Below are 18,974 nucleotides of genomic sequence, written 5' to 3'. Positions count from 1 at the left end.
GGGTAAAAGCGTTTCCACTTTTACTCGTGAATAATCAAAATAATTGTTCTCTTTATTTTCCAGCCATAGCAGCACCAACTGCATCCCTGGTAAGATCCATCATTGGCTGAGGATATACCCCAAGTGCAATAATGATCACTACCAATACCACTAATGCCAGTTTGATATTGCCTGAAATATCTACAGCATTTTCTGTTGCTGCATTAGTATTACCATAAAATATTTTCTGTACCATATTCAGGGTATAAACTGCACCCAAAATAATGCTGATACCCGCAATGGCAGCGATCCATATGTTGTAGCTGAACAAGCCATTAAACATCAGAAATTCTCCGATAAAGGCATTGGTTAATGGCAATGCGATATTTGCAAAAGCCATCACCACCAACATAATGGCCAGTGCAGGTGCCTTTTGTGCCAGTCCACCTAAATCACTGAATTTTCTCGTACCCAGTTGTTGTTCGATGGCATCGGCTACAATCCACAGACCAATTACATTTACACCATGGTTGAACATTTGTATCATCACACCTTCAAGACCAACTCTACTATTCGTGAAGAGTGTAGCACTCATAAGGCCGATATGGGCGATAGATGAATAGGCAATCAGCCTTTTTACATCGTCTTGTCTGATGGCAATGAGAGATGCATATAACATACCCACTACAGACAGAATAATGATAACCTGTGCATATTTATCAGCAGCAGCAGGGAAGAAAGGCAGTAACCATTTGATGACTGCAAAAATCCCCATCTTCACCATTACCCCACTCAGTACCATTGTTGTAGCTGTTGGCGATTGTTCATAGGCATCCGGCTGCCAGGTATGAAAGGGGAATATGGGCATTTTAATGGCAAATGCCACAAAAAATAACCAGAAAATCAGCGACTGCTGTGCAGGAGGCATTTGAACTGAATAAAATGACTGCCATGCAAATGAATGATCCGCTGTTTGGAAATAAACATAGAGAATTCCAGCCAGCATCATCAGTGAGCCTATGAATGTATAAATAAAGAATTTAAATGTTGCAGCAATTCTTTTTTCACCTCCCCATAAAGAGCAGAGGAAATAAACGGGAATAAGGGCCAGTTCCCAAAAGAAATAAAACAACAATGCGTCATTCGCCACAAATACACCCATAAGACCTGCCTGTGTAAGCATCATCAATGCATAAAATGCACCCGTGTTCTTATAATTGTTTTTATAAGTGGCCAGAAAAATGAGTGGGAATGAGATAGCCGTAAGCAATACAAGCATTTTACTCATCCCATCCATGGATAAGGTAAACCGGCTACCCAATGCAGGTAACCATGCAGCATCGAATGACTGCTGTGCAGATGGATAAAAATAAATGCCAGCTACGGCTACTACCAGTGTTAAGACCGCAGATAATAATGCCCATCCTTTTGCAGCATTGGCCTCTTTAATAAAGAACCCAACTATGCCGGTGAGTAAAGGAAGTAATATCAAAAAAACTGGAATCATAAATATGCTTTATCGCGCAATGCGGTTAAAATATTTTTTTCAGAAAATTCATTATGCTTAGGTCATTGAACCAGATTAATACAAATACAATCATGATCATCACCATAATCAACAAATAATTACCGACCTGCCCACTTTGCAATAATCTTAACTGTCTTGAGCCGTAACCTACCAGTTTGCCTACACCATTCACAGCTCCATCTATACCGCTTTTTTCAATGATATTCTTCAGAAATCCTGAGAAAGCATGCAATGGTTTTACAATAATTGCATCATATATCTCATCTACATACCATTTGTTTTCGAGCAGCTTCGAAATGCCGCTGCTTTGCGTTTCTTCGCTGGTAGCTTTTTTAAATTTCGACACAGCAAATAATATTATGCCGATGATAAGTGCAGTAGACACACCCATCATAATATATTCCTGCGTATGAGTTAGGTGATGCGCATGGGCCAATTTTGTTGATTCTGCAAAAATTGGTGCAAGGAAGTGTTCAAGACTATGTGCATCTGTAGCAAACACTTCAGGAATACCTACAAAACCTCCTACAACCGATAATACTGCCAGTACAATCAATGGGATCGTCATGGCCGAAGGGCTCTCGTGCAGATGATGTTCCTGCTCATGCGTTCCTCTGAACGAACCCAGAAAAGTCATGGTATATAAACGGAACATATAGAAAGCAGTCATCAATGCACCACCTAATCCTACATAATAATAAAGAGGATTGCTATTATAGGCTGCCATTAAGATTTCATCTTTTGAGAAGAATCCGGAAAAAGGAGGTATACCCGCAATTGCCAGACAAGCCAGCAGGAAAGTGATATGTGTAATGGGCATATGCTTCTTGAGACCACCCATCTTGCGAATATCCTGTTCATGATGCATGGCATGGATCACAGAACCAGCACCCAGGAACAACAAGGCTTTAAAGAAAGCATGTGTCATTACATGAAACACGGCTCCCGTATAGGCACCTACACCCAGACCCAGAAACATATAACCTAACTGACTTACCGTTGAGTAAGCCAATACTTTTTTAATATCGTTTTGTTTTAATGCAATAGTAGCGGCAAATATGGCCGTTGCCAGACCAACGATGGAAACCACAGTTTGTGAAACAGGTGCCAGCGTATAAAGAATATTACTTCTGGCTATCATATAAATACCCGCAGTAACCATGGTCGCAGCGTGTATCAGAGCCGATACGGGTGTTGGACCCGCCATAGCATCGGGCAACCATGTGTAGAGTGGTAACTGAGCACTCTTACCCATTGCACCCACAAATAATAACAAGGTAATAGCTGTAATATCAAAAGCAGACAACTTATCGACGCTGGCAAAAACTTCTCCATAAGAAACTGTACCCAATTTGAAAAGAAGCCAGAAAACAGCTAACAGGAAACCAAGATCACCTATACGGTTCATTACAAATGCTTTTTTGGCCGCATAGTTATATTGGTCATTTTTAAACCAATAACCAATCAAGAGATAAGAACACAAACCAACACCTTCCCAGCCAATAAACATGATAACATAGTTACTACCTAATACAAGCAATAACATGGAGAACACAAACAGGTTGAGATAAGCAAAATATCTTCCGAAATGCTGCTCTTCTTCTTCATGCATGTAGGCAGCAGAATACAGATGAATTAGAAACCCGATTCCTGTTATAATCAGGAGAAACAATGATGACAGCTGATCTACCTGAAACGCAAAAGGAATCTGGAAGCTATACGCTTTAATAAATGAGAACAGGTTGACTACTGTAGCCCCGTGTTCCTTAACATCAAAGAATATCAATAAGCTCACCACAAAAGATGCAAGCATTACTCCGCAACCAACGATACTGATCATTGATTTTGACAGTGCTTTTCTCCCCAGTCCATTGATCAGAAAACCGATCAGAGGGAAAAGTGGTACCAGATAAACAAGTTTACTCATAGCCTTCATCCCGCCTGAGACGGGACCATTTTTATCTCATTTCTGAGATGGGATCAACAATGATTCCTTTTCAGGAATTAGTTTTTTAAACGATTCAAAAAGTTAATATCTACTGAATGTACATTTCTGTACATCATAACGATAATAGCCAATCCAACACTCACTTCAGCAGCCGCAACCACCATAATAAAAAATACAAATAATTGTCCGTCGATACCGGCTGTAGTAGCCGGATCTGTTGCAAGCGCTATACCATGATGCATTTTTGAAAAAGCCACCAGTAATAAGTTTACTGCATTCAGCATTAATTCAATACACATAAAAACAATAATAGCATTACGGCGTGTTAACACTCCTATAATACCAATGCTGAATAATGCAAGGCTCAGATAGATATAATATTGTATCGGCATATTTTTAGCTTATAGTTCATGGCTTATCGCCGGTGATTATTTTATTTTTATAACCTATTTGCCATAGGCTATTCGCCTGTTACTCTTTCTTTCCTATTACCACTGCACCCACCATTGCACTCAGGAACAAAACGCTACTGATTTCAAAGGGCACCACAAAATCACTGAACAATGCTTTACCCAGGTTTTTAATCAGTCCGATATCACCGGTTCCCATCAATGCTGTTTTTTCCTGGAAATCTTTTGCCTGACGAACAAGCGATACGAGTACCATTAAAAAACAGCCACCCGATACAGCACCTGCCAACTTCATCCACACATGTTTATTTCGCTCTGATTCTTTATTCAGGTTCATCAACATGATTACAAAGAGAAATAATACCATAATGGCACCAGCATAAACGATAAGGTTTACAATGGCCAGAAATTGCGCATTCAATAATATATAATGACCGGAAATGGCAAAGAATACGGCAATCAGCCACAGTACGCTATGAACAGGATTACGACTCACCAGCACCATGATAGCACTGAATATGGCAAGTGCAGAAAGAAAAAAGAATAATATTTCAGTTATACTCATTGGTGTTTTAATTAGGCTTTCATCATAAGTTACAGATCAACTCGCTGTAACCGATTATTCATTATTTCGAACCTTTTGCTGCAGCGTATCCTTCCGGATTCGTTTTGGGATCGGGTATCAACAATTCTTCTTTTCCGTAAACAAATCCTTTTCTGGTATAATTAGCTGGCGCAAATGTTTCACTCAGGTATATAGCATCTTTCGGACAAGCTTCCTCACATAATCCACAAAAAATGCAACGCAGCATATTGATCTCATACTTCGCTGCATACTTCTCCTCGCGATACAGATGCTCTTCATTGGGCAATCTCTCAGCGGCTTCCATGGTAATGGCTTCAGCCGGACAGGCCACCGCACAAAGACCACAGGCTGTGCAACGCTCACGTCCTTCCTCATCACGATTTAACACATGCAAGCCTCTGAATACAGGGCTGAATGGACGTTTTTGTTCCGGATAACGGATGGTCGGTTTCTTTTTGAATATATGGCTGAATGTAATGGCCATACCTTTCAGAATAGCAGGAATATATAGCCGCTCCATGAAACTCATGGGCTTCCGGCTTACTCCCTGTGACCTGTTTGTTAATGCCTGCATATCTTATACCCTTACGGGTTTTTTTCGTTTGCAAAAATATTTTTCTACTTTATTAAGACCAAGTGTTATTCGTGAATGGTGAATGGTCAATGGCGAATAGATATTCTAAATCTTCATTAACAATTCACAATTACAACTCACATTAAACACCGGTCTTCCACAAAATCAAAGCCCCTGTAATCAGCATATTCGCCAGTGCCAGTGGAATCATTGTTTTCCAGCCCAGGTTCATTAATTGATCATAACGGAAACGCGGTATAGTCCAGCGTATCCACATGAATATGAATATAAAAATTACAATCTTGGTTAATAATGCACCAATACCTAATAATGCTGCCACATTCGGAGCCAATGTTGATTCATCAAGGAATGGAATATCATACCCTCCAAAATATAAACATGCCATTACCGCACTGCTCATAATCATATTTACATATTCTGCGAACAGATAAAAGCCCAGTTTCATAGATGAATATTCCTGATGGTAACCAAAGTTCAGCTCATTCTCTGCTTCAGGTAAATCGAACGGAGTTCTGTTACATTCTGCAAGCGCACATACAAAGAAGATCAGAAATCCTAATGGCTGGTAAACAATATTCCAGTAATTACCATCAGCCATCTGTTCTCCTACAATAGCTTTAAGGCTTAATGAACCGGATAACATCAAAACAGCGATCAATGCAAGACCCATCGCCAGTTCATAACTAATGGCCTGTGATGCGCCACGCAATGCGGCCATCAGCGAGAATTTATTATTGGATGCCCATCCACCAATCATGATCCCATAAACCCCCATACTCACTACACCAAATACATAGAGGATACCGATATTGATATCCGCAATCTGTAATTCTATTTTTCTGTCGAATAGTTCTACATGACTGCTCCAGGGTATTACGGCACAGGTCATCAGTGCCGCTGTCATGGCGAGGCCCGGCCCCAGAATGAACAATACTTTATTGGAAGTATTGGGAATGATTTCCTCCTTCATCATCAGTTTCAGACCGTCAGCAAAAGGCTGTAACAATCCAAAAGGACCGGCACGGTTAGGTCCAGGGCGATCCTGCAATACGGCCGCTACCTTTCTTTCAGCAAAAGTTGTATACAGGGCAATACCCAGACTACCGAAAACAATAACTGCAATCAGTACGAGTTTTTCTATCAATAAAGCCCAATCAAAAGCAAGTAGTGTCATTATAAAATGCGATTAGTCTTTGTTCTGATTAAATACCTGTGAGTGAGCAGGACCATCTATCAGGCTCAGCTGCACTTCTGGTTTATTTACTTCACTAACAGAATGAATATCCATCAGTAACTGAGGTTTTCTGCCATCATTTACCGCTTCAAAAGTTTCTGTTGGCTTATGCATACCTATTTTACCGGCATAGTGGCCTTGTGAAATCACAGAATGCCTGTTGATCATTCTTGGACCTTCAATTACCCAGTCACTGGTTTTCTTTTTCTCAAACCGGCAGGTATTACAGATCCATCCGGGTTTGCCATCTTCTGTATTTTCTACCTCACCCCATTCATCTTTTCTTGCGGTAACCCTGAAAACCTCATCACCTCTGTTCCATAAGGTAACTTTTCCGCTACAGGTTGGACAATCACGGTGTGCATCTACCGGTTTCAGAAACCATACCCTGTTTTTAAAACGGAAGGTTTTGTCGGTTAATGCCCCTACCGGACAAACATCAATCACATTACCAATAAAATCATTGTCCAGGCTCTTTTCAATAAAGGTTGCAATCTCAGCATGATCACCGCGATCTAATACACCGTGTTCTCTTTTCTTTGTTAACTGATCGGCAGTGAATACACAACGGTAACAGAGAATACAACGGGTCATGTGCAATTGTATATATGGACCCAGATCGTGTTTCTTAAATGTTCTGCGCTGGAACTCATAACGGGTACCCTCTTTGCCATGCTCATAACTCAGATCCTGTAAATGACATTCTCCTGCCTGATCACAGATCGGACAATCCAACGGATGATTCAACAGTAAAAATTCTACCACGCCAGCCCTTGCATCAATTACTTTTTCGCTGGTTATGTTTTTCACTTCCATACCATCCATCACGGTAGTACGACAGGACGCCACCAGTTTAGGCATGGGGCGTGGATCTTTTTCAGAACCTTTGCTTACTTCCACAAGACAGGTACGGCATTTACCACCACTTCCTTCCAGCTTGCTGTAATAGCACATGGCAGGAGGTGCCACATCGCCACCGATCTTACGCGCAGCATTGAGAATGGTCGTTCCCGCCGGCACTTCAATCGTGATGTTGTCGATTGTTACTTTAAACAATTGTTGTTCAGACATAGCATTAATTCAAAAATCAAAAGTCAAAAGCCAAAAATAATTTGGTCTTTAACTATTTGGCGTTAATAATTATTGAAGCGATGATTTTTGATATTTCATCTGCTTCTTTGATCAGTTCATTTACTTTCGGTTTCGATACTTCAATCGTGTCTCTTATCAGACACAACCAGTATTTTGTTTCGTTTGCCGATTTCAATGCAATGTCGAAATATCTTTTCCAATCTTTCTTTGAACTTCCGGCTTTACCTTCTACCAAATTTGCTCCAATGGAAGTTCCACTTCTCACTAACTGATCGAACAAAGAGCTATAAACCTTATCGTACTTACAATCTCTTACAAAGAAGATGATTTCCTTTGAAAAGAAATAGCATCTATGTCTGATATTGTAAGGTTTTTCTCCCTCAGTAACTTCAAAAGCATCAAATTCAAGTTCCATATTTTGAATTTTTACTTTTGAATTTTGATTTATCCAACCGGAACATGAATAGGATCTGCATAATGAGCCAGACCATAATTTCTTTTTTGTGACTCTTCCGGATTCAGCACGTGCCATTCAAACTCATCTCTGAAATGACGTATAGCCGCAGCTACTGGCCATGCAGCGGCGTCACCCAACGGACAAATCGTATTACCTTCTATCTTTCGCTGGATATCCCATAACAAATCAATATCACTCATCTTACCCTTTCCATATTCAATATTCTTCAGGATCTTTTCCATCCAACCTGTGCCTTCCCGACAAGGTGAACACTGTCCGCAACTTTCATGACGATAGAAGCGGGCCAATGATAAAGTATGACGTACCACACACTGGTCCTCATCCAATACAATAAATCCACCTGAACCCATCATCGAACCTGTTGCAAAACCACCATCGGCAAGACTCTCATAGTTCATATAGCGTGTTTCACCTTTGGCTGTTTTTAATAACAGATTGGCAGGTAAAATGGGTACGGATGATCCGCCAGGAATACAGGCTTTTAGTTTTTTGCCATTGGCTATTCCTCCACAATATTCATCACTGTAAATAAACTCTTCTACAGAAATGGTCATATCAATTTCATATACACCCGGCTTATTAATATTACCGCAGGCACTAATCAGTTTGGTACCGGTTGAACGGCCTACACCTATTTTAGCATATTCATCGCCACCCATATTAATGATGGGAACCACTGCTGCCAGTGTTTCTACATTGTTTACTACAGTGGGCCTGTCCCAAACACCTTTTACCGCAGGGAAGGGTGGTTTAATTCTGGGGTTGCCTCGTTTACCTTCCAATGATTCGATCAATGCAGTTTCTTCACCACAGATATAGGCGCCAGCACCTCTTTGCACATGAATATTGCAATCGAAACCTGTACCTAAAATATTCTTACCAAGAAAGCCATTGTTTTTCGCTTCATTGATAGCCTGCTCTAAAATATTAACGATCCATGCATATTCTCCACGGATATAGATATAGGTATCGTTACTACCCAATGCAAAAGAAGAAACAATCAATCCTTCAATTAACAGGTGCGGAATAAATTCCATAAGGTACCTGTCTTTAAATGTACCTGGCTCACTTTCATCGGCATTACATACCAGGTGACGGGGCACACCTTCAGGTTTGGCAATAAAGCTCCATTTCATGCCGGCAGGGAAACCGGCACCACCACGACCACGCAAACCACTTTTCTTAACTTCTTCAACAATCGCTTCGGGACTCATTTCTTTCAGTGCCTTCTCCACACTACGATATCCACCCTCCCGACGATATACATCGAAATAGCGTATCCCTTCCACGTGCGCCTTCTCTAACAATAGTTTTTTACTCATATACCTTTCCCTTTCAGGAGTTTTGTATTTGATATCACTTATCAGGATAACTTAACAGCCTGTCTGGCTACCAGCATCCATTGTTTATTTTTCTTTATCCATGTCTGCAACACATTCAGGTGCAGCACACCTTCCTTGCCCGCTGCATCAAATGACTTTGCCTTTAATACATGTCGAACAATAGCCGTTTTACCTTCTATATGTATCGACACTTCACTCATTCCAAAATCCTTATAAGTTGTTGGGCTTACCATGGCATTGTGTACCATCTCAGCTTTGTTCTCAATTTTTCCGCTTGAATGCCCGTAAGTCACTTTTTCGTCCACCAGTCCGGCCAAAACAATACTATCTCTGTTAACAAAAATGGCTCCGTTCAAAGCTTTGAGCTGCTGTAAAATTTTCTGCTCAGCCTTGCCTTGTGCAATAGCTGTTAAAGAAAATAAGGTGAACAATATGAGCAGCCCTCTTTTCATTATTGTTTTTTCAGTTCATATTTGTCAGCCAGTGGTCCACTGATTTTTTTGCCACTCATATCCAATTGCAACAATTTACCTTCTGCTACAAAATACCTGTTCGGTCCTTCTTTGATGCTGCCCAGGCTAATCACAAACTCACTTACCCAGGTCCACTTACCGCTGGCCGTAAAAAGATTGTCTTTTTTACCCAGGTATTTCATCTCTCTGCTATACGTACTGTCTGATTTCAATTCAATATTGGTTTCAATTCCTTCACAATCAGCACAGGGTAAAATGCCTTTATACTTTCCTACCACATCCAAAGAATTTTTTGCTGTGGCACCTACAGACATACCGCCATTTTGAACTGTATCAATCGATGCATCTTCTAAAACAGTATCCGTTACCTGAATAGTTGTTGTACCTGTTACAGCCGTATTTTCACAGGCGGTTACCAGCAACAAACTGATTATGGTATAGATAGCCGATGATCTCATACTACTTAATTCAGGTTAACTGCTGTTTTTCTACATTCATCGATAATAGCATCTACGCTCTCTTTGGTCAGGTGTTCGCGATAATGTTTTCCCAACTGCATCATCGGTGCATAACCACAGGCTCCCAGACATTCCACAGTTTTCAGGGTAAACATACCATCCTGTGTTGTTTCGCCGGGTTTAATGCCCAGTTTCTCACCGATATATGCAATAATATCATCACTGCCTTTCAGCATACATGGACCTGTCTGACAAACCTCAAACATGTATTTACCTACTGGCTTGAGGTTATACATGCTATAGAATGTTGCCACTTCATACACTTCAATGGGTGTAATCTGCAACAGCTCTGCTACATAATCCATTGTTTCCGAGCTTAACCATCCTCCAAAACTATCCTGTGCCAGGTGTAATACCGGTAACAAAGCACTCTTCTGCTTTCCTTCCGGATAGCGGGCTACCAGTCTTTTAAACTCGGTCATCTGTTCTTCTGAAAATCTTACCATACAAATCAATTTGGTCCCGCTTAGAGCGGGATGGAAGTTTGGAAATTTGGAAGTGTAGTTTTTATTAGCACATTTTCAAATTTCCAAATTTTCAAATTATTAAGCGTCCAGCTCTCCTGCGATGAGGTTTAAGCTACTCATTGTTACAATTGCATCACTCAGCATACCTCCCTGTATCAGTTCAGGATAAGCCTGATAATAAATAAAACAAGGCCTTCTGAAATGCAGGCGGAATGGCGTTCTTCCACCGTCACTAATCAGGTAAAAGCCTAATTCACCGTTTCCTCCTTCTACAGCGTGGTACACTTCTCCTTTTGGCATATCAATTTCACCCATAATGATTTTAAAATGCCAGATAAGTGCTTCCATCTTGGTGTACACATCTTCTTTCTTTGGCAGGTAATATTCAGGAACATCTGCATGATACACTTCCGCATCTGCTCCTTTAAATTCCTGTATCTTCTGGTATGCCTGTTCTATAATACTCAGACTTTGCCACATTTCTGCATTACGAACCAGGAAACGGTCGTAGTTATCGCCGGTAGTACCTACCGGAACGGTGAAGTTAAAATCCTGATAACTGCTGTATGGGCTATGGACCCTTACATCGTAATCTACACCTGCTGCACGCAGGTTAGGACCAGTAAAGCCGTAGTTCAATGCTCTTTCCGCACTGATGCCACCCGTACCCTGTGTACGTTCCATGAAAATGCGGTTACGTGCGAAGAGATTTTCAAATTCTTTCAGCACTTTCGGATATTCATTTAAGAATTTCTCGAGTTTCGTAAACGCTGTATTTGTGAAATTCCTTTCAAAACCGCCAATACGCCCAATATTAGTAGTAAGGCGGGACCCACATACTTCTTCATATATTTCATAGATTAATTCACGGTATTGCATTACATACAGGAAGCCCGTATAAGCACCTGTATCAACTCCCACAATCGAATTACAGATCAGGTGATCGGAGATACGGGCCAGTTCCATGATAATTACACGGAGATAGTCTACCCTCTTCGGCGTACTTACACCCAATAATTTTTCACAGGTAAGATGCCATCCCATATTATTAATCGGGCTGCTGCAATAATTCAGTCGGTCAGTGATCGGTGTAATCTGGTAAAGTGGTCTGCGTTCAGCCAGCTTTTCAAATGCACGATGTATATAACCAACCGTTTGTTCGGTTGACACCACTCTTTCACCATCCAGTTCCATAATATTCTGGAACACCCCATGTGTAGCCGGGTGTGTTGGACCCACGTTTAGTGTAGTCGTCTCTTTCTCAATGGAACCTTCCGGTAATTTGATATTATGTTGTTGTTGCGCTAACATGGTTACTATGTTGATCAACCTTTCGGCTAAATAATTCGTATTGTGAGTGAGTAGTGAATGGTTAATGGTGAATATTGCATCATTCACCATTGACCATTCACCATTCACTAATTATCCTCTTCCAAACATTTCATCATCCTTATCAATCCTTGTCTGATCTTCCAGTGGATATTCCTTTCTTAATGGGAAATAATCCATCTCGTCTACATTCAGAATTCGTTTCAGGTTGGGATGCCCCACGAAGTTTACACCATAGAAATCATAGGTTTCACGCTCCATCCAGTTGGCACTGGAAAAAAGTTGTGAAGCCGTAAATACATCCGGATTGGCTACAGCTGTAAATACTTTAAAACGGATCCTAATATTCTCAGTAAGATTATGCAAATGATACACCACTGCCAGTTCTCTTCCGGCATCATCCGGATAGTTTACGGCGCAGAGGTCGGTCAGAAAACGAAACTGGAGTGAATCTTCATCGTACAGAAACTGTAATATTTTCAGGTTCTGATCCTTGGGCGCCTCAAAGCTCAGCATTCCAAAGGATTCCTCAAAGTTGTACACCAGGTCACCGAATTTTTCCTTCAGCTTTTGTTGTATGTATTCGTTGGTTAAGGCCATTATCTTTTATTTTGTTCATGGTGCTTCCACCATGATCTATAGACAATCTTACTGAATGCCGTAGCTATTCAAAAGTGCTTTATAATGCTCGCTGTTTCTTCTACGGATGCTTTCCTGACCTACCAGGTCCTGAATTTTCATAAAACCATCCAATATGGCTTCTGGTCTTGGCGGACATCCCGGCACATATACATCTACAGGAATTACCTGATCGATGCCCTGCAATACACTGTAAGTATCGAAAATACCACCGCTGGATGCACAGGCTCCCACGGCAATTACCCATCGTGGCTCAGCCATCTGGAGGTAAACCTGGCGCAGAACCGGGCCCATTTTTTTGGCGATGGTACCCATTACCATCAGCAGGTCACACTGGCGGGGAGAAAACCCTACGCGTTCCGATCCGAAACGGGCAAGATCATAATGCGACCCCATGGTTGCCATGAACTCAATACCGCAGCAGGATGTTGCAAAGGGTAAGGGCCAGATAGAGTTTTTACGGGCCAGGCCCACAACACTACTCAATTGGGTGGTAAAAAAACCTTCCCCGGAGAAGCCATCCGGCGCTTTTACGGTTGAAATAGCATCGGCTGTATTAGCTGGTATGGGGTTAATATTAAATCTGACTGGACGTGCCATATTCGTTTTATTGTGTAAATGGTTATCTGTATAACCATTTAATCTTTTTCTTGTTGAATAAACTTCCGTGAATTTGCATCCACGGTATCATTAGTCTTCCCACTTCAGGGCACCTTTTTTGATGATGTATACAAATCCTGTCAGGAAAAAAGACACAAACATCAAAACTGCCCAGAAACCCTGCCATCCCAGCTCCCTGAAATTAACAGCGTACGGATAGAAGAAAATTACTTCCACATCGAATAAAACAAAGAGAATAGCTACCAGAAAATATTTGATAGCCATTGGCTGGCGGGCATCGCCATGACTTTCGATACCACTGGCAAAGGTTTCCAGCTTATCTGAAGTTTTTCTTTTTGGACCCAGCCACTGCGATACGGCGATCATAGTGGCCACAAAACCGGCAGCAAAGATCAATTGTAAGCCAATGGGAAGGTAACCATAGGCAGTACTGGTAGCTGAAGCGTCTAACAAAAAAATAGGCCAGTTCATGTTAAAACATTAATGTCCCGCAAAAATAAGCCTGTGAAGCATATAAAAAGAAAAACTCCCCCAATATTGGAGGAGTTTTACCGAAATATTTTTACAGTCGATTATCGGTTTCCGGAAGTGCCTGAGGTGGATGTAGCATTTCCTGTCGTTTTTCCGCCCGATCCTTGCTGTTTTTGCGCTGCAGCTATCTCCTTTTCAACAATAGGTTTCACTTGTAAACCATATTTATCTTCAGGATATATTGATAAAAGCGTATTTAACACTTCAAGAGTTTTAGGAAAATCTTTGGCTTTATCATGGTAATAAGATGCCAGATAGTAAAACTGGTAGGGTAAAATACGTTGATTCTTAGCTGGATCCTTTTTCAGAAAGTCAATATACTGCATAATGGCTGGTACAGCAGTACCCTTTGTTGTATCAGCATCAATTGCTACAGCTGATTGAACAGCGAATCTGTAGCCATATATCTGATCAGGGAATTTTTGAATCATTTCGTTACTTAAACGCAATGCTTCCTCTAACTCACCAGCTTTTATAGATGCATCAGCGATATAGAAATAGTCTGTAATACCCATTTCTTTCTTAAAACTTGCACCTTTTTTGAGCCAAATCAGCTGTTTTTGTGGATTTTTTGCTTTTGCGTACATGTCAGAAGCCATCTTGGCATAATTAATCCTGCTGGCAGCTAATGTATCTACTTGCATTGCCTTTTCAATAAATCCAGCAGCTACGTCTTCACTACCTGGAAAACGTGAGTATATTTTAATGGCCAATCCATAATACTCTGGTGTAACAGAAGCTGCATCAGCTGTAGCAAAGAATTTTTCAATGGCTTCTTTTGCCTTTACTGAATCATTGGTTCTATCGTAGTTATAAGCATAAATTCCATAGAGCTTTGGCATTTTATCGATACCACCTACTTCTGTTTCAATCTGCTTTACTTTCTCCAGACTCTCACTGTACTTACCCGCGCGGAATAAATAGTCTGCTACGAACAAATCAGTATTAGGATCCTTGTCTGCATTGGCTACATATTTATCAAGGTACTCTTTTGCCTTCGGTACATCCTTATCTGCATAATAATTGTATAATGTATAGTATACAGGAGGATAGGTAGGATCAGCTGCTATGGCATTGCCATAAAACTGATCAAACAACTCTTTATTATTCTGGCTCTGGTAAATCCTACCGATACGATACATTGCTTTCGCATTCTTGGGATCACGTGCAATGGCTTCCTGATAAGCTTTTACTGCTTCCCCTCCATTTTCACCACCCAGTTTCAGATAGCTGATACCCATGTTTACATAGATATCAGGATTGGTTAAATCCAATGCGGCAGCCTGTTTCAGTTTTTCGATACCATAACTTGGATCACCCAGTTTACTGCCACCATCCGCATTGGCGCGACCAATGGCATTTAAGATACCAGGATTGCCTTTCCCTTTGTTACGGCCCTTCGTTTCTGTTGTGGCAGTAACAGCCTGTTCAAATTTCTGCTTGGCAGAATTGATATCTCCACCTTCCAGTATTTCCAGATGGCCCATACCCACCAATAACCATGCATCGCTGCCAATTTCCTGCAACCCTTTTTGGTAAACCTCTTTTGCTGAAGCTAGCATAGCCTTGGTAAGTTCACCGGCTTCGGCAGCAATCAGCGACTGACCGTACCAATAGATCGTCTGAGGATCTTTCGGATTGGCATCATACGCCTTTTTCAAAGTTTCACGGGCACTTTTATACTTCTCGTAGTTGAGGAACTTGATTCCCTCAGCCACCTGCGCCATCAAACACTGTACAGCAAGCAAGGCTGTCACGATCAAAGAAACGGTCTTCTTCATTTGTCGGTTTTTATAGTTGTTGTGTTAATCTGCTTCTTTTATACTTCCGCTTCGCTTCCCGAATCCCATTTTTGCGGGAACCAGAAATGCTCTCCGGAAAATCAACTGCCCCCTTTCCAGACTCATGAAATTCATAAAGCCTGTTCCGAGTCCGGTTGCATTCTCTTTTAATACATAATACAATGGACGTGCCAAAGGATACTGTCCATATGAAATAGTTGCCTGTGAGGGCTTTGCGAATATATCTTTTTCCTCACATTTAACACATTCTACCAGGCCAAGTCTTATTTTTTTCAGGTAATCCAGTTGAACCGGGTCATAACTGTCCGAAATCCAGCTGATTCCCACAAACCCAACCACATCTTTTCTGGAAGCAACAATATCCAGCACATTCCGGCTGTCTGCGGCTGCTACTACATTGGCACCAAAAACCGCATCTTTCAGGATACTGTCTTTTAAATACCTTACTGTACTGGTGGCTTTGTTACCATCCATTACAGCGGTAATTTTATCCTTACCAGTCAGGATACTGCGTAATTTGCTCAGGGTGAAAATGCTGTCGGGTGATTGCCTGTTCACAATAACGGCTACTGCATCATAAGCAAGTACACCATATTGTGGGGAGTAAGACAATTGATTCTCAAAGAACGATGCTTCCTGTTTATTTAATCCACGTGCCACAATGACCATCCTGGTACTATCGTTTTGCAGATCCCGGAAACAATCTGATTCGGGTTTATACGAAACGATGATATTGGTTTGAGGAAAAGAAGATTTATGTACCCGCAGTTGTTCCTCAATAACAGGCTTAAAACTCTCATCCACACTGATTCTGATCGTGCCCTGGGTAGGTGTATCCGTTGCAATCTTTACCTTTTCGGGATTGTTACAGGAAACAGACCAGGAATACAAAACCACTCCAATCGTATAAATAATAAATTTTCGCATCTTAATAATCCCGCTTAATTCCCCTATACAACCTGAAAGCACCATATAATACAGACACAGAGCCCATCAGGTATCTGTACATAGGATCCAACATCATAATTTGTTCTATTTTCAACTGCTCAGCCAGTAATAAAACAAAAGCCATTCCCAGAATAAATACAGCCATAGAGAGATCATAAATCATCCTCATCGTCCTGTAACTCTTCCTTTGTTTCTCTCTAAAATCAAGTTCCATATAGCTTTTTTTGTACCCGGGGTGGGCAATTTAGTTAATAATTTTATTTAGTCCTCTAAATCAAGTGTTCATTTTACAATAAAATATTCCTGATTTCATAGTGAGATGCACCCATTTTATCTTTCCATACCGCAGATTGTTAAACCGAAAGATTTATGGTTATAAGGTTTATAGTTTTTTTTATCATGCGTAATGCATAGAATACGTTTACGGATGCCGCTCAAGGCTTTCTGACAACTGACCATTATCTTTGCCAGCATGAAAGTATTGATGGTGTGCCTGGGTAATATTTGCCGGAGCCCGCTTGCAGAAGGCATTTTACAGCATAAAGCTTTACAGGCAGGATTACACTGGAAAGTAGATAGTGCAGGTACCGGAAACTATCATATCGGAGAGCCTCCGCATATTCTTTCACAGAAAGTGGCAAAACTGAACGGAATAGATATCAGTAAACAAAAATGTCGTCAGTTCAGGGCTTCAGATATGCATGATTTCGACCTGATATATGTAATGGACCATGCCAATTACAATGATGTAAAAAGAATGAGCGGCCCATCATGGGATGAAACAAAGACTCAGCTAATATTGGATGAAACAGATGGGTCTGAAAATGAAGTCCCCGATCCATGGTATGGAACTGAGAAAGACTACCACCATGTATTCGAACTTTTATCAGAAGCTTGCGACAACATTATTAAGAAATATGGCTTGTCTGGAGAATAACAAAACCAGATAGATAATTGAAACAAAAAGATACAACAAAAAATTGATATGAGCAAACCAGGTTTACCTCAGGGAACAAGAGATTTCAGTGCGGCAGTAGTACGTAAACGCAACCATATTTTTCAAACCATCAGATCGGTATTTGAATTGTATGGTTTTCAGCCATTGGAAACCCCCGCCATGGAGAACCTGGATACTTTAATGGGGAAATACGGCGAAGAAGGTGATAAACTGATTTTCAAAATTCTGAATAACGGGCTGGATAATCCAGCCAAACATGAACAGGCAAAAGCCGATTTTGAAAAAATCCTTGAAGGAAAAAACAATAAAGGCATTACAGAAAGAGCCCTTCGTTACGACCTTACCATTCCTTTTGCACGTTATGTAGCCATGAACTACGGCCAGCTGACCATGCCTTTTAAAAGATACCAGTTACAACCGGTATGGCGCGCCGATCGTCCGCAGAAAGGACGCTATCGTGAATTTTACCAGTGCGATGCAGATGTGGTAGGAAGCAATAGCCTGTTAAATGAAGTGGAACTGGCACATATATACGCTTCTGTTTTTGAACAACTGAAAGTACCTGTTGAAATACGGATCAACAGCCGGAAAATTCTGGCCGCACTCGCTGAAGTTTGCGGAGGTGCAGATAAAATGACCGATATCACTGTTGCCATCGATAAACTCGATAAAATTGGGATTGACAAAGTAAAAGAAGAACTCTCCCAACGTGGTCTGAATAATCAGCAGGTTACCATCATAGAAAAATACTTAACCATCAGCGGAAACAATGAAGAAAAAATTTCTCAGCTTGCTACTTTACTGGGTAATAATGAATCGGGTAAAAAAGGACTGGAAGAAATACAATATGTTTTAACAAACTGCGATATAAGCAATAGTCCTAACCATCTGGTAACCGACTTTACACTTGCCCGCGGTTTGAATTACTATACCGGCATCATCTTCGAAGTAAAAGCATTAGGCGTACAGATGGGCAGTATTGGTGGTGGTGGCCGTTACGATGATCTTACCGGTTTATTCGGCGTACCCAATGTACCGGGTGTAGGTATTAGTTTTGGTGTAGACCGTATTTATGATGTGATGGAAGACTTACAGGTTTTTCCCGACACTGTACAAATTGGCACCAAAGTATTGTTCTTTAATCTGGGAGAAGCGGAAAGCAAAAATGCTTTTCATTTATTACAAACGCTCAGAAAAAATAATATCGCTGCAGAATTATTTCATGAACAAAGCAAATTTGATAAGCAGTTCAAATATGCTGAAAAGAAAAATATTCCCTATGCAGTGATCATTGGTTCAAAAGAAATGGAGCAGGGCACCTGCATTGTTAAAGATCTCACCAAAGGAACCCAGGAAGAAATAGCACAATCTGCTCTCCTTAGCTATATGGGGGTATAGTGAATGGCAGATAGCTGATGGCTTATAGCTTATCGTGTTATCAGTATTTCTATACGCTATCAGCGATAAGCCATAGGCTATTAGCCATTCTGGCACA

21 protein-coding genes are annotated in these 18,974 nt (G+C 41.0%); 2 read left to right on the top strand and 19 right to left on the bottom strand.

The features are described 5' to 3' along the window. Positions 1 to 52: 52 nt before the first annotated feature. The 19 genes from BC659_RS10635 to BC659_RS10545 form a co-directional block, all read right to left on the bottom strand. Positions 53 to 1,486, bottom strand: a complete 1,434-nt coding sequence (locus tag BC659_RS10635; RefSeq protein ID WP_133474737.1) for a complex I subunit 4 family protein — start codon at positions 1,484 to 1,486, stop codon at positions 53 to 55. A 25-nt stretch (positions 1,487 to 1,511) separates the two neighbouring features. Next, positions 1,512 to 3,434, bottom strand: a complete 1,923-nt coding sequence (gene nuoL / locus BC659_RS10630) for an NADH-quinone oxidoreductase subunit L (RefSeq protein ID WP_133474736.1) — start codon at positions 3,432 to 3,434, stop codon at positions 1,512 to 1,514. A 77-nt stretch (positions 3,435 to 3,511) separates the two neighbouring features. After that, entirely contained in the window at positions 3,512 to 3,847 is a 336-nt protein-coding gene (gene nuoK / locus BC659_RS10625) for an NADH-quinone oxidoreductase subunit NuoK (RefSeq protein ID WP_133474735.1), read from the bottom strand. A 79-nt stretch (positions 3,848 to 3,926) separates the two neighbouring features. Continuing rightward, positions 3,927 to 4,430 carry an NADH-quinone oxidoreductase subunit J family protein gene (locus tag BC659_RS10620; RefSeq protein ID WP_133474734.1) on the bottom strand — a complete coding sequence of 168 codons (504 nt, stop codon included), beginning with the start codon at positions 4,428 to 4,430 and terminating at the stop codon, positions 3,927 to 3,929. Between the two features lie 61 nt (positions 4,431 to 4,491). Next, positions 4,492 to 5,025 (bottom strand): NADH-quinone oxidoreductase subunit NuoI, encoded by a 534-nt coding sequence (gene nuoI, locus BC659_RS10615; RefSeq protein WP_133474733.1) that lies wholly within the window; start codon positions 5,023 to 5,025, stop codon positions 4,492 to 4,494. 142 nt (positions 5,026 to 5,167) lie between these two features. Next, positions 5,168 to 6,220, bottom strand: coding sequence for an NADH-quinone oxidoreductase subunit NuoH (nuoH, locus tag BC659_RS10610; protein WP_133474732.1), 1,053 nt, complete (start codon positions 6,218 to 6,220; stop codon positions 5,168 to 5,170). A gap of 12 nt (positions 6,221 to 6,232) precedes the next feature. Next, positions 6,233 to 7,351, bottom strand: a complete 1,119-nt coding sequence (locus BC659_RS10605; protein WP_133474731.1) for an NADH-quinone oxidoreductase subunit G — start codon at positions 7,349 to 7,351, stop codon at positions 6,233 to 6,235. 52 nt (positions 7,352 to 7,403) lie between these two features. After that, the gene (locus tag BC659_RS10600; RefSeq protein ID WP_162847408.1) at positions 7,404 to 7,787 is read right to left on the bottom strand and encodes a four helix bundle protein; all 384 of its coding nucleotides are present in this window, start codon (positions 7,785 to 7,787) and stop codon (positions 7,404 to 7,406) included. Positions 7,788 to 7,816: 29 nt separating this feature from the next. After that, the gene (gene nuoF, locus BC659_RS10595; RefSeq protein ID WP_133474729.1) at positions 7,817 to 9,172 is read right to left on the bottom strand and encodes an NADH-quinone oxidoreductase subunit NuoF; all 1,356 of its coding nucleotides are present in this window, start codon (positions 9,170 to 9,172) and stop codon (positions 7,817 to 7,819) included. Between the two features lie 41 nt (positions 9,173 to 9,213). Next, a complete protein-coding gene (locus BC659_RS10590; protein WP_133474728.1) occupies positions 9,214 to 9,645 on the bottom strand; it encodes a nuclear transport factor 2 family protein in 432 nt (143 codons plus the stop codon). Continuing rightward, positions 9,645 to 10,124, bottom strand: coding sequence for a copper resistance protein NlpE (locus BC659_RS10585; protein ID WP_133474727.1), 480 nt, complete (start codon positions 10,122 to 10,124; stop codon positions 9,645 to 9,647). The genes BC659_RS10590 and BC659_RS10585 overlap by 1 nt, the downstream gene beginning before the upstream one ends. A gap of 5 nt (positions 10,125 to 10,129) precedes the next feature. Then, a complete protein-coding gene (locus BC659_RS10580; protein ID WP_133474726.1) occupies positions 10,130 to 10,630 on the bottom strand; it encodes an NADH-quinone oxidoreductase subunit NuoE family protein in 501 nt (166 codons plus the stop codon). Positions 10,631 to 10,729: 99 nt separating this feature from the next. Next, the gene (locus BC659_RS10575; RefSeq protein WP_133474725.1) at positions 10,730 to 11,962 is read right to left on the bottom strand and encodes an NADH-quinone oxidoreductase subunit D; all 1,233 of its coding nucleotides are present in this window, start codon (positions 11,960 to 11,962) and stop codon (positions 10,730 to 10,732) included. A 111-nt stretch (positions 11,963 to 12,073) separates the two neighbouring features. Further along, entirely contained in the window at positions 12,074 to 12,580 is a 507-nt protein-coding gene (locus BC659_RS10570; RefSeq protein ID WP_133474724.1) for an NADH-quinone oxidoreductase subunit C, read from the bottom strand. A 48-nt stretch (positions 12,581 to 12,628) separates the two neighbouring features. Then, the gene (locus BC659_RS10565) at positions 12,629 to 13,219 is read right to left on the bottom strand and encodes an NADH-quinone oxidoreductase subunit B (RefSeq protein ID WP_133474723.1); all 591 of its coding nucleotides are present in this window, start codon (positions 13,217 to 13,219) and stop codon (positions 12,629 to 12,631) included. A 90-nt stretch (positions 13,220 to 13,309) separates the two neighbouring features. After that, positions 13,310 to 13,711 carry an NADH-quinone oxidoreductase subunit A gene (locus BC659_RS10560; RefSeq protein ID WP_133474722.1) on the bottom strand — a complete coding sequence of 134 codons (402 nt, stop codon included), beginning with the start codon at positions 13,709 to 13,711 and terminating at the stop codon, positions 13,310 to 13,312. A 101-nt stretch (positions 13,712 to 13,812) separates the two neighbouring features. Further along, positions 13,813 to 15,552 (bottom strand): tetratricopeptide repeat protein, encoded by a 1,740-nt coding sequence (locus BC659_RS10555; RefSeq protein WP_133474721.1) that lies wholly within the window; start codon positions 15,550 to 15,552, stop codon positions 13,813 to 13,815. A 24-nt stretch (positions 15,553 to 15,576) separates the two neighbouring features. Beyond that, positions 15,577 to 16,500, bottom strand: a complete 924-nt coding sequence (locus BC659_RS10550) for a PstS family phosphate ABC transporter substrate-binding protein (protein WP_162847407.1) — start codon at positions 16,498 to 16,500, stop codon at positions 15,577 to 15,579. Position 16,501: 1 nt separating this feature from the next. Continuing rightward, the gene (locus BC659_RS10545) at positions 16,502 to 16,735 is read right to left on the bottom strand and encodes a hypothetical protein (protein ID WP_133474719.1); all 234 of its coding nucleotides are present in this window, start codon (positions 16,733 to 16,735) and stop codon (positions 16,502 to 16,504) included. Positions 16,736 to 16,993: 258 nt separating this feature from the next. Here BC659_RS10545 and BC659_RS10540 point away from each other — a divergent pair, with 258 nt between their 5' ends. Together BC659_RS10540 and hisS are read left to right on the top strand one after the other, a co-directional pair. After that, entirely contained in the window at positions 16,994 to 17,458 is a 465-nt protein-coding gene (locus tag BC659_RS10540) for a low molecular weight protein-tyrosine-phosphatase (protein WP_133474718.1), read from the top strand. A 48-nt stretch (positions 17,459 to 17,506) separates the two neighbouring features. Next, complete coding sequence (gene hisS, locus BC659_RS10535; RefSeq protein ID WP_133474717.1) at positions 17,507 to 18,877, top strand: histidine--tRNA ligase; 1,371 nt, start codon at positions 17,507 to 17,509, stop codon at positions 18,875 to 18,877. Positions 18,878 to 18,974 lie beyond the last annotated feature (97 nt).

The sequence above is a fragment of the Sediminibacterium goheungense genome (genome assembly GCF_004361915.1).
GTDB lineage: Bacteria > Bacteroidota > Bacteroidia > Chitinophagales > Chitinophagaceae > Sediminibacterium > Sediminibacterium goheungense.
Note: the sequence above shows the minus strand (reverse complement) of the source record. Positions and strands in the feature narration are given on the sequence as shown.

Bases quoted from the DNA above. Each gene is read 5' to 3' on its own strand.
- BC659_RS10635 (WP_133474737.1), bottom strand. From the start codon at position 1,486: ATGATTCCAGTTTTTTTGATATTACTTCCTTTACTCACCGGCATAGTT.
- nuoL (WP_133474736.1), bottom strand. From the start codon at position 3,434: ATGAGTAAACTTGTTTATCTGGTACCACTTTTCCCTCTGATCGGTTTT.
- nuoK (WP_133474735.1), bottom strand. From the start codon at position 3,847: ATGCCGATACAATATTATATCTATCTGAGCCTTGCATTATTCAGCATT.
- BC659_RS10620 (WP_133474734.1), bottom strand. From the start codon at position 4,430: ATGAGTATAACTGAAATATTATTCTTTTTTCTTTCTGCACTTGCCATA.
- nuoI (WP_133474733.1), bottom strand. From the start codon at position 5,025: ATGCAGGCATTAACAAACAGGTCACAGGGAGTAAGCCGGAAGCCCATG.
- nuoH (WP_133474732.1), bottom strand. From the start codon at position 6,220: ATGACACTACTTGCTTTTGATTGGGCTTTATTGATAGAAAAACTCGTA.
- BC659_RS10605 (WP_133474731.1), bottom strand. From the start codon at position 7,351: ATGTCTGAACAACAATTGTTTAAAGTAACAATCGACAACATCACGATT.
- BC659_RS10600 (WP_162847408.1), bottom strand. From the start codon at position 7,787: ATGGAACTTGAATTTGATGCTTTTGAAGTTACTGAGGGAGAAAAACCT.
- nuoF (WP_133474729.1), bottom strand. From the start codon at position 9,172: ATGAGTAAAAAACTATTGTTAGAGAAGGCGCACGTGGAAGGGATACGC.
- BC659_RS10590 (WP_133474728.1), bottom strand. From the start codon at position 9,645: ATGAAAAGAGGGCTGCTCATATTGTTCACCTTATTTTCTTTAACAGCT.
- BC659_RS10585 (WP_133474727.1), bottom strand. From the start codon at position 10,124: ATGAGATCATCGGCTATCTATACCATAATCAGTTTGTTGCTGGTAACC.
- BC659_RS10580 (WP_133474726.1), bottom strand. From the start codon at position 10,630: ATGGTAAGATTTTCAGAAGAACAGATGACCGAGTTTAAAAGACTGGTA.
- BC659_RS10575 (WP_133474725.1), bottom strand. From the start codon at position 11,962: ATGTTAGCGCAACAACAACATAATATCAAATTACCGGAAGGTTCCATT.
- BC659_RS10570 (WP_133474724.1), bottom strand. From the start codon at position 12,580: ATGGCCTTAACCAACGAATACATACAACAAAAGCTGAAGGAAAAATTC.
- BC659_RS10565 (WP_133474723.1), bottom strand. From the start codon at position 13,219: ATGGCACGTCCAGTCAGATTTAATATTAACCCCATACCAGCTAATACA.
- BC659_RS10560 (WP_133474722.1), bottom strand. From the start codon at position 13,711: ATGAACTGGCCTATTTTTTTGTTAGACGCTTCAGCTACCAGTACTGCC.
- BC659_RS10555 (WP_133474721.1), bottom strand. From the start codon at position 15,552: ATGAAGAAGACCGTTTCTTTGATCGTGACAGCCTTGCTTGCTGTACAG.
- BC659_RS10550 (WP_162847407.1), bottom strand. From the start codon at position 16,500: ATGCGAAAATTTATTATTTATACGATTGGAGTGGTTTTGTATTCCTGG.
- BC659_RS10545 (WP_133474719.1), bottom strand. From the start codon at position 16,735: ATGGAACTTGATTTTAGAGAGAAACAAAGGAAGAGTTACAGGACGATG.
- BC659_RS10540 (WP_133474718.1), top strand. From the start codon at position 16,994: ATGAAAGTATTGATGGTGTGCCTGGGTAATATTTGCCGGAGCCCGCTT.
- hisS (WP_133474717.1), top strand. From the start codon at position 17,507: ATGAGCAAACCAGGTTTACCTCAGGGAACAAGAGATTTCAGTGCGGCA.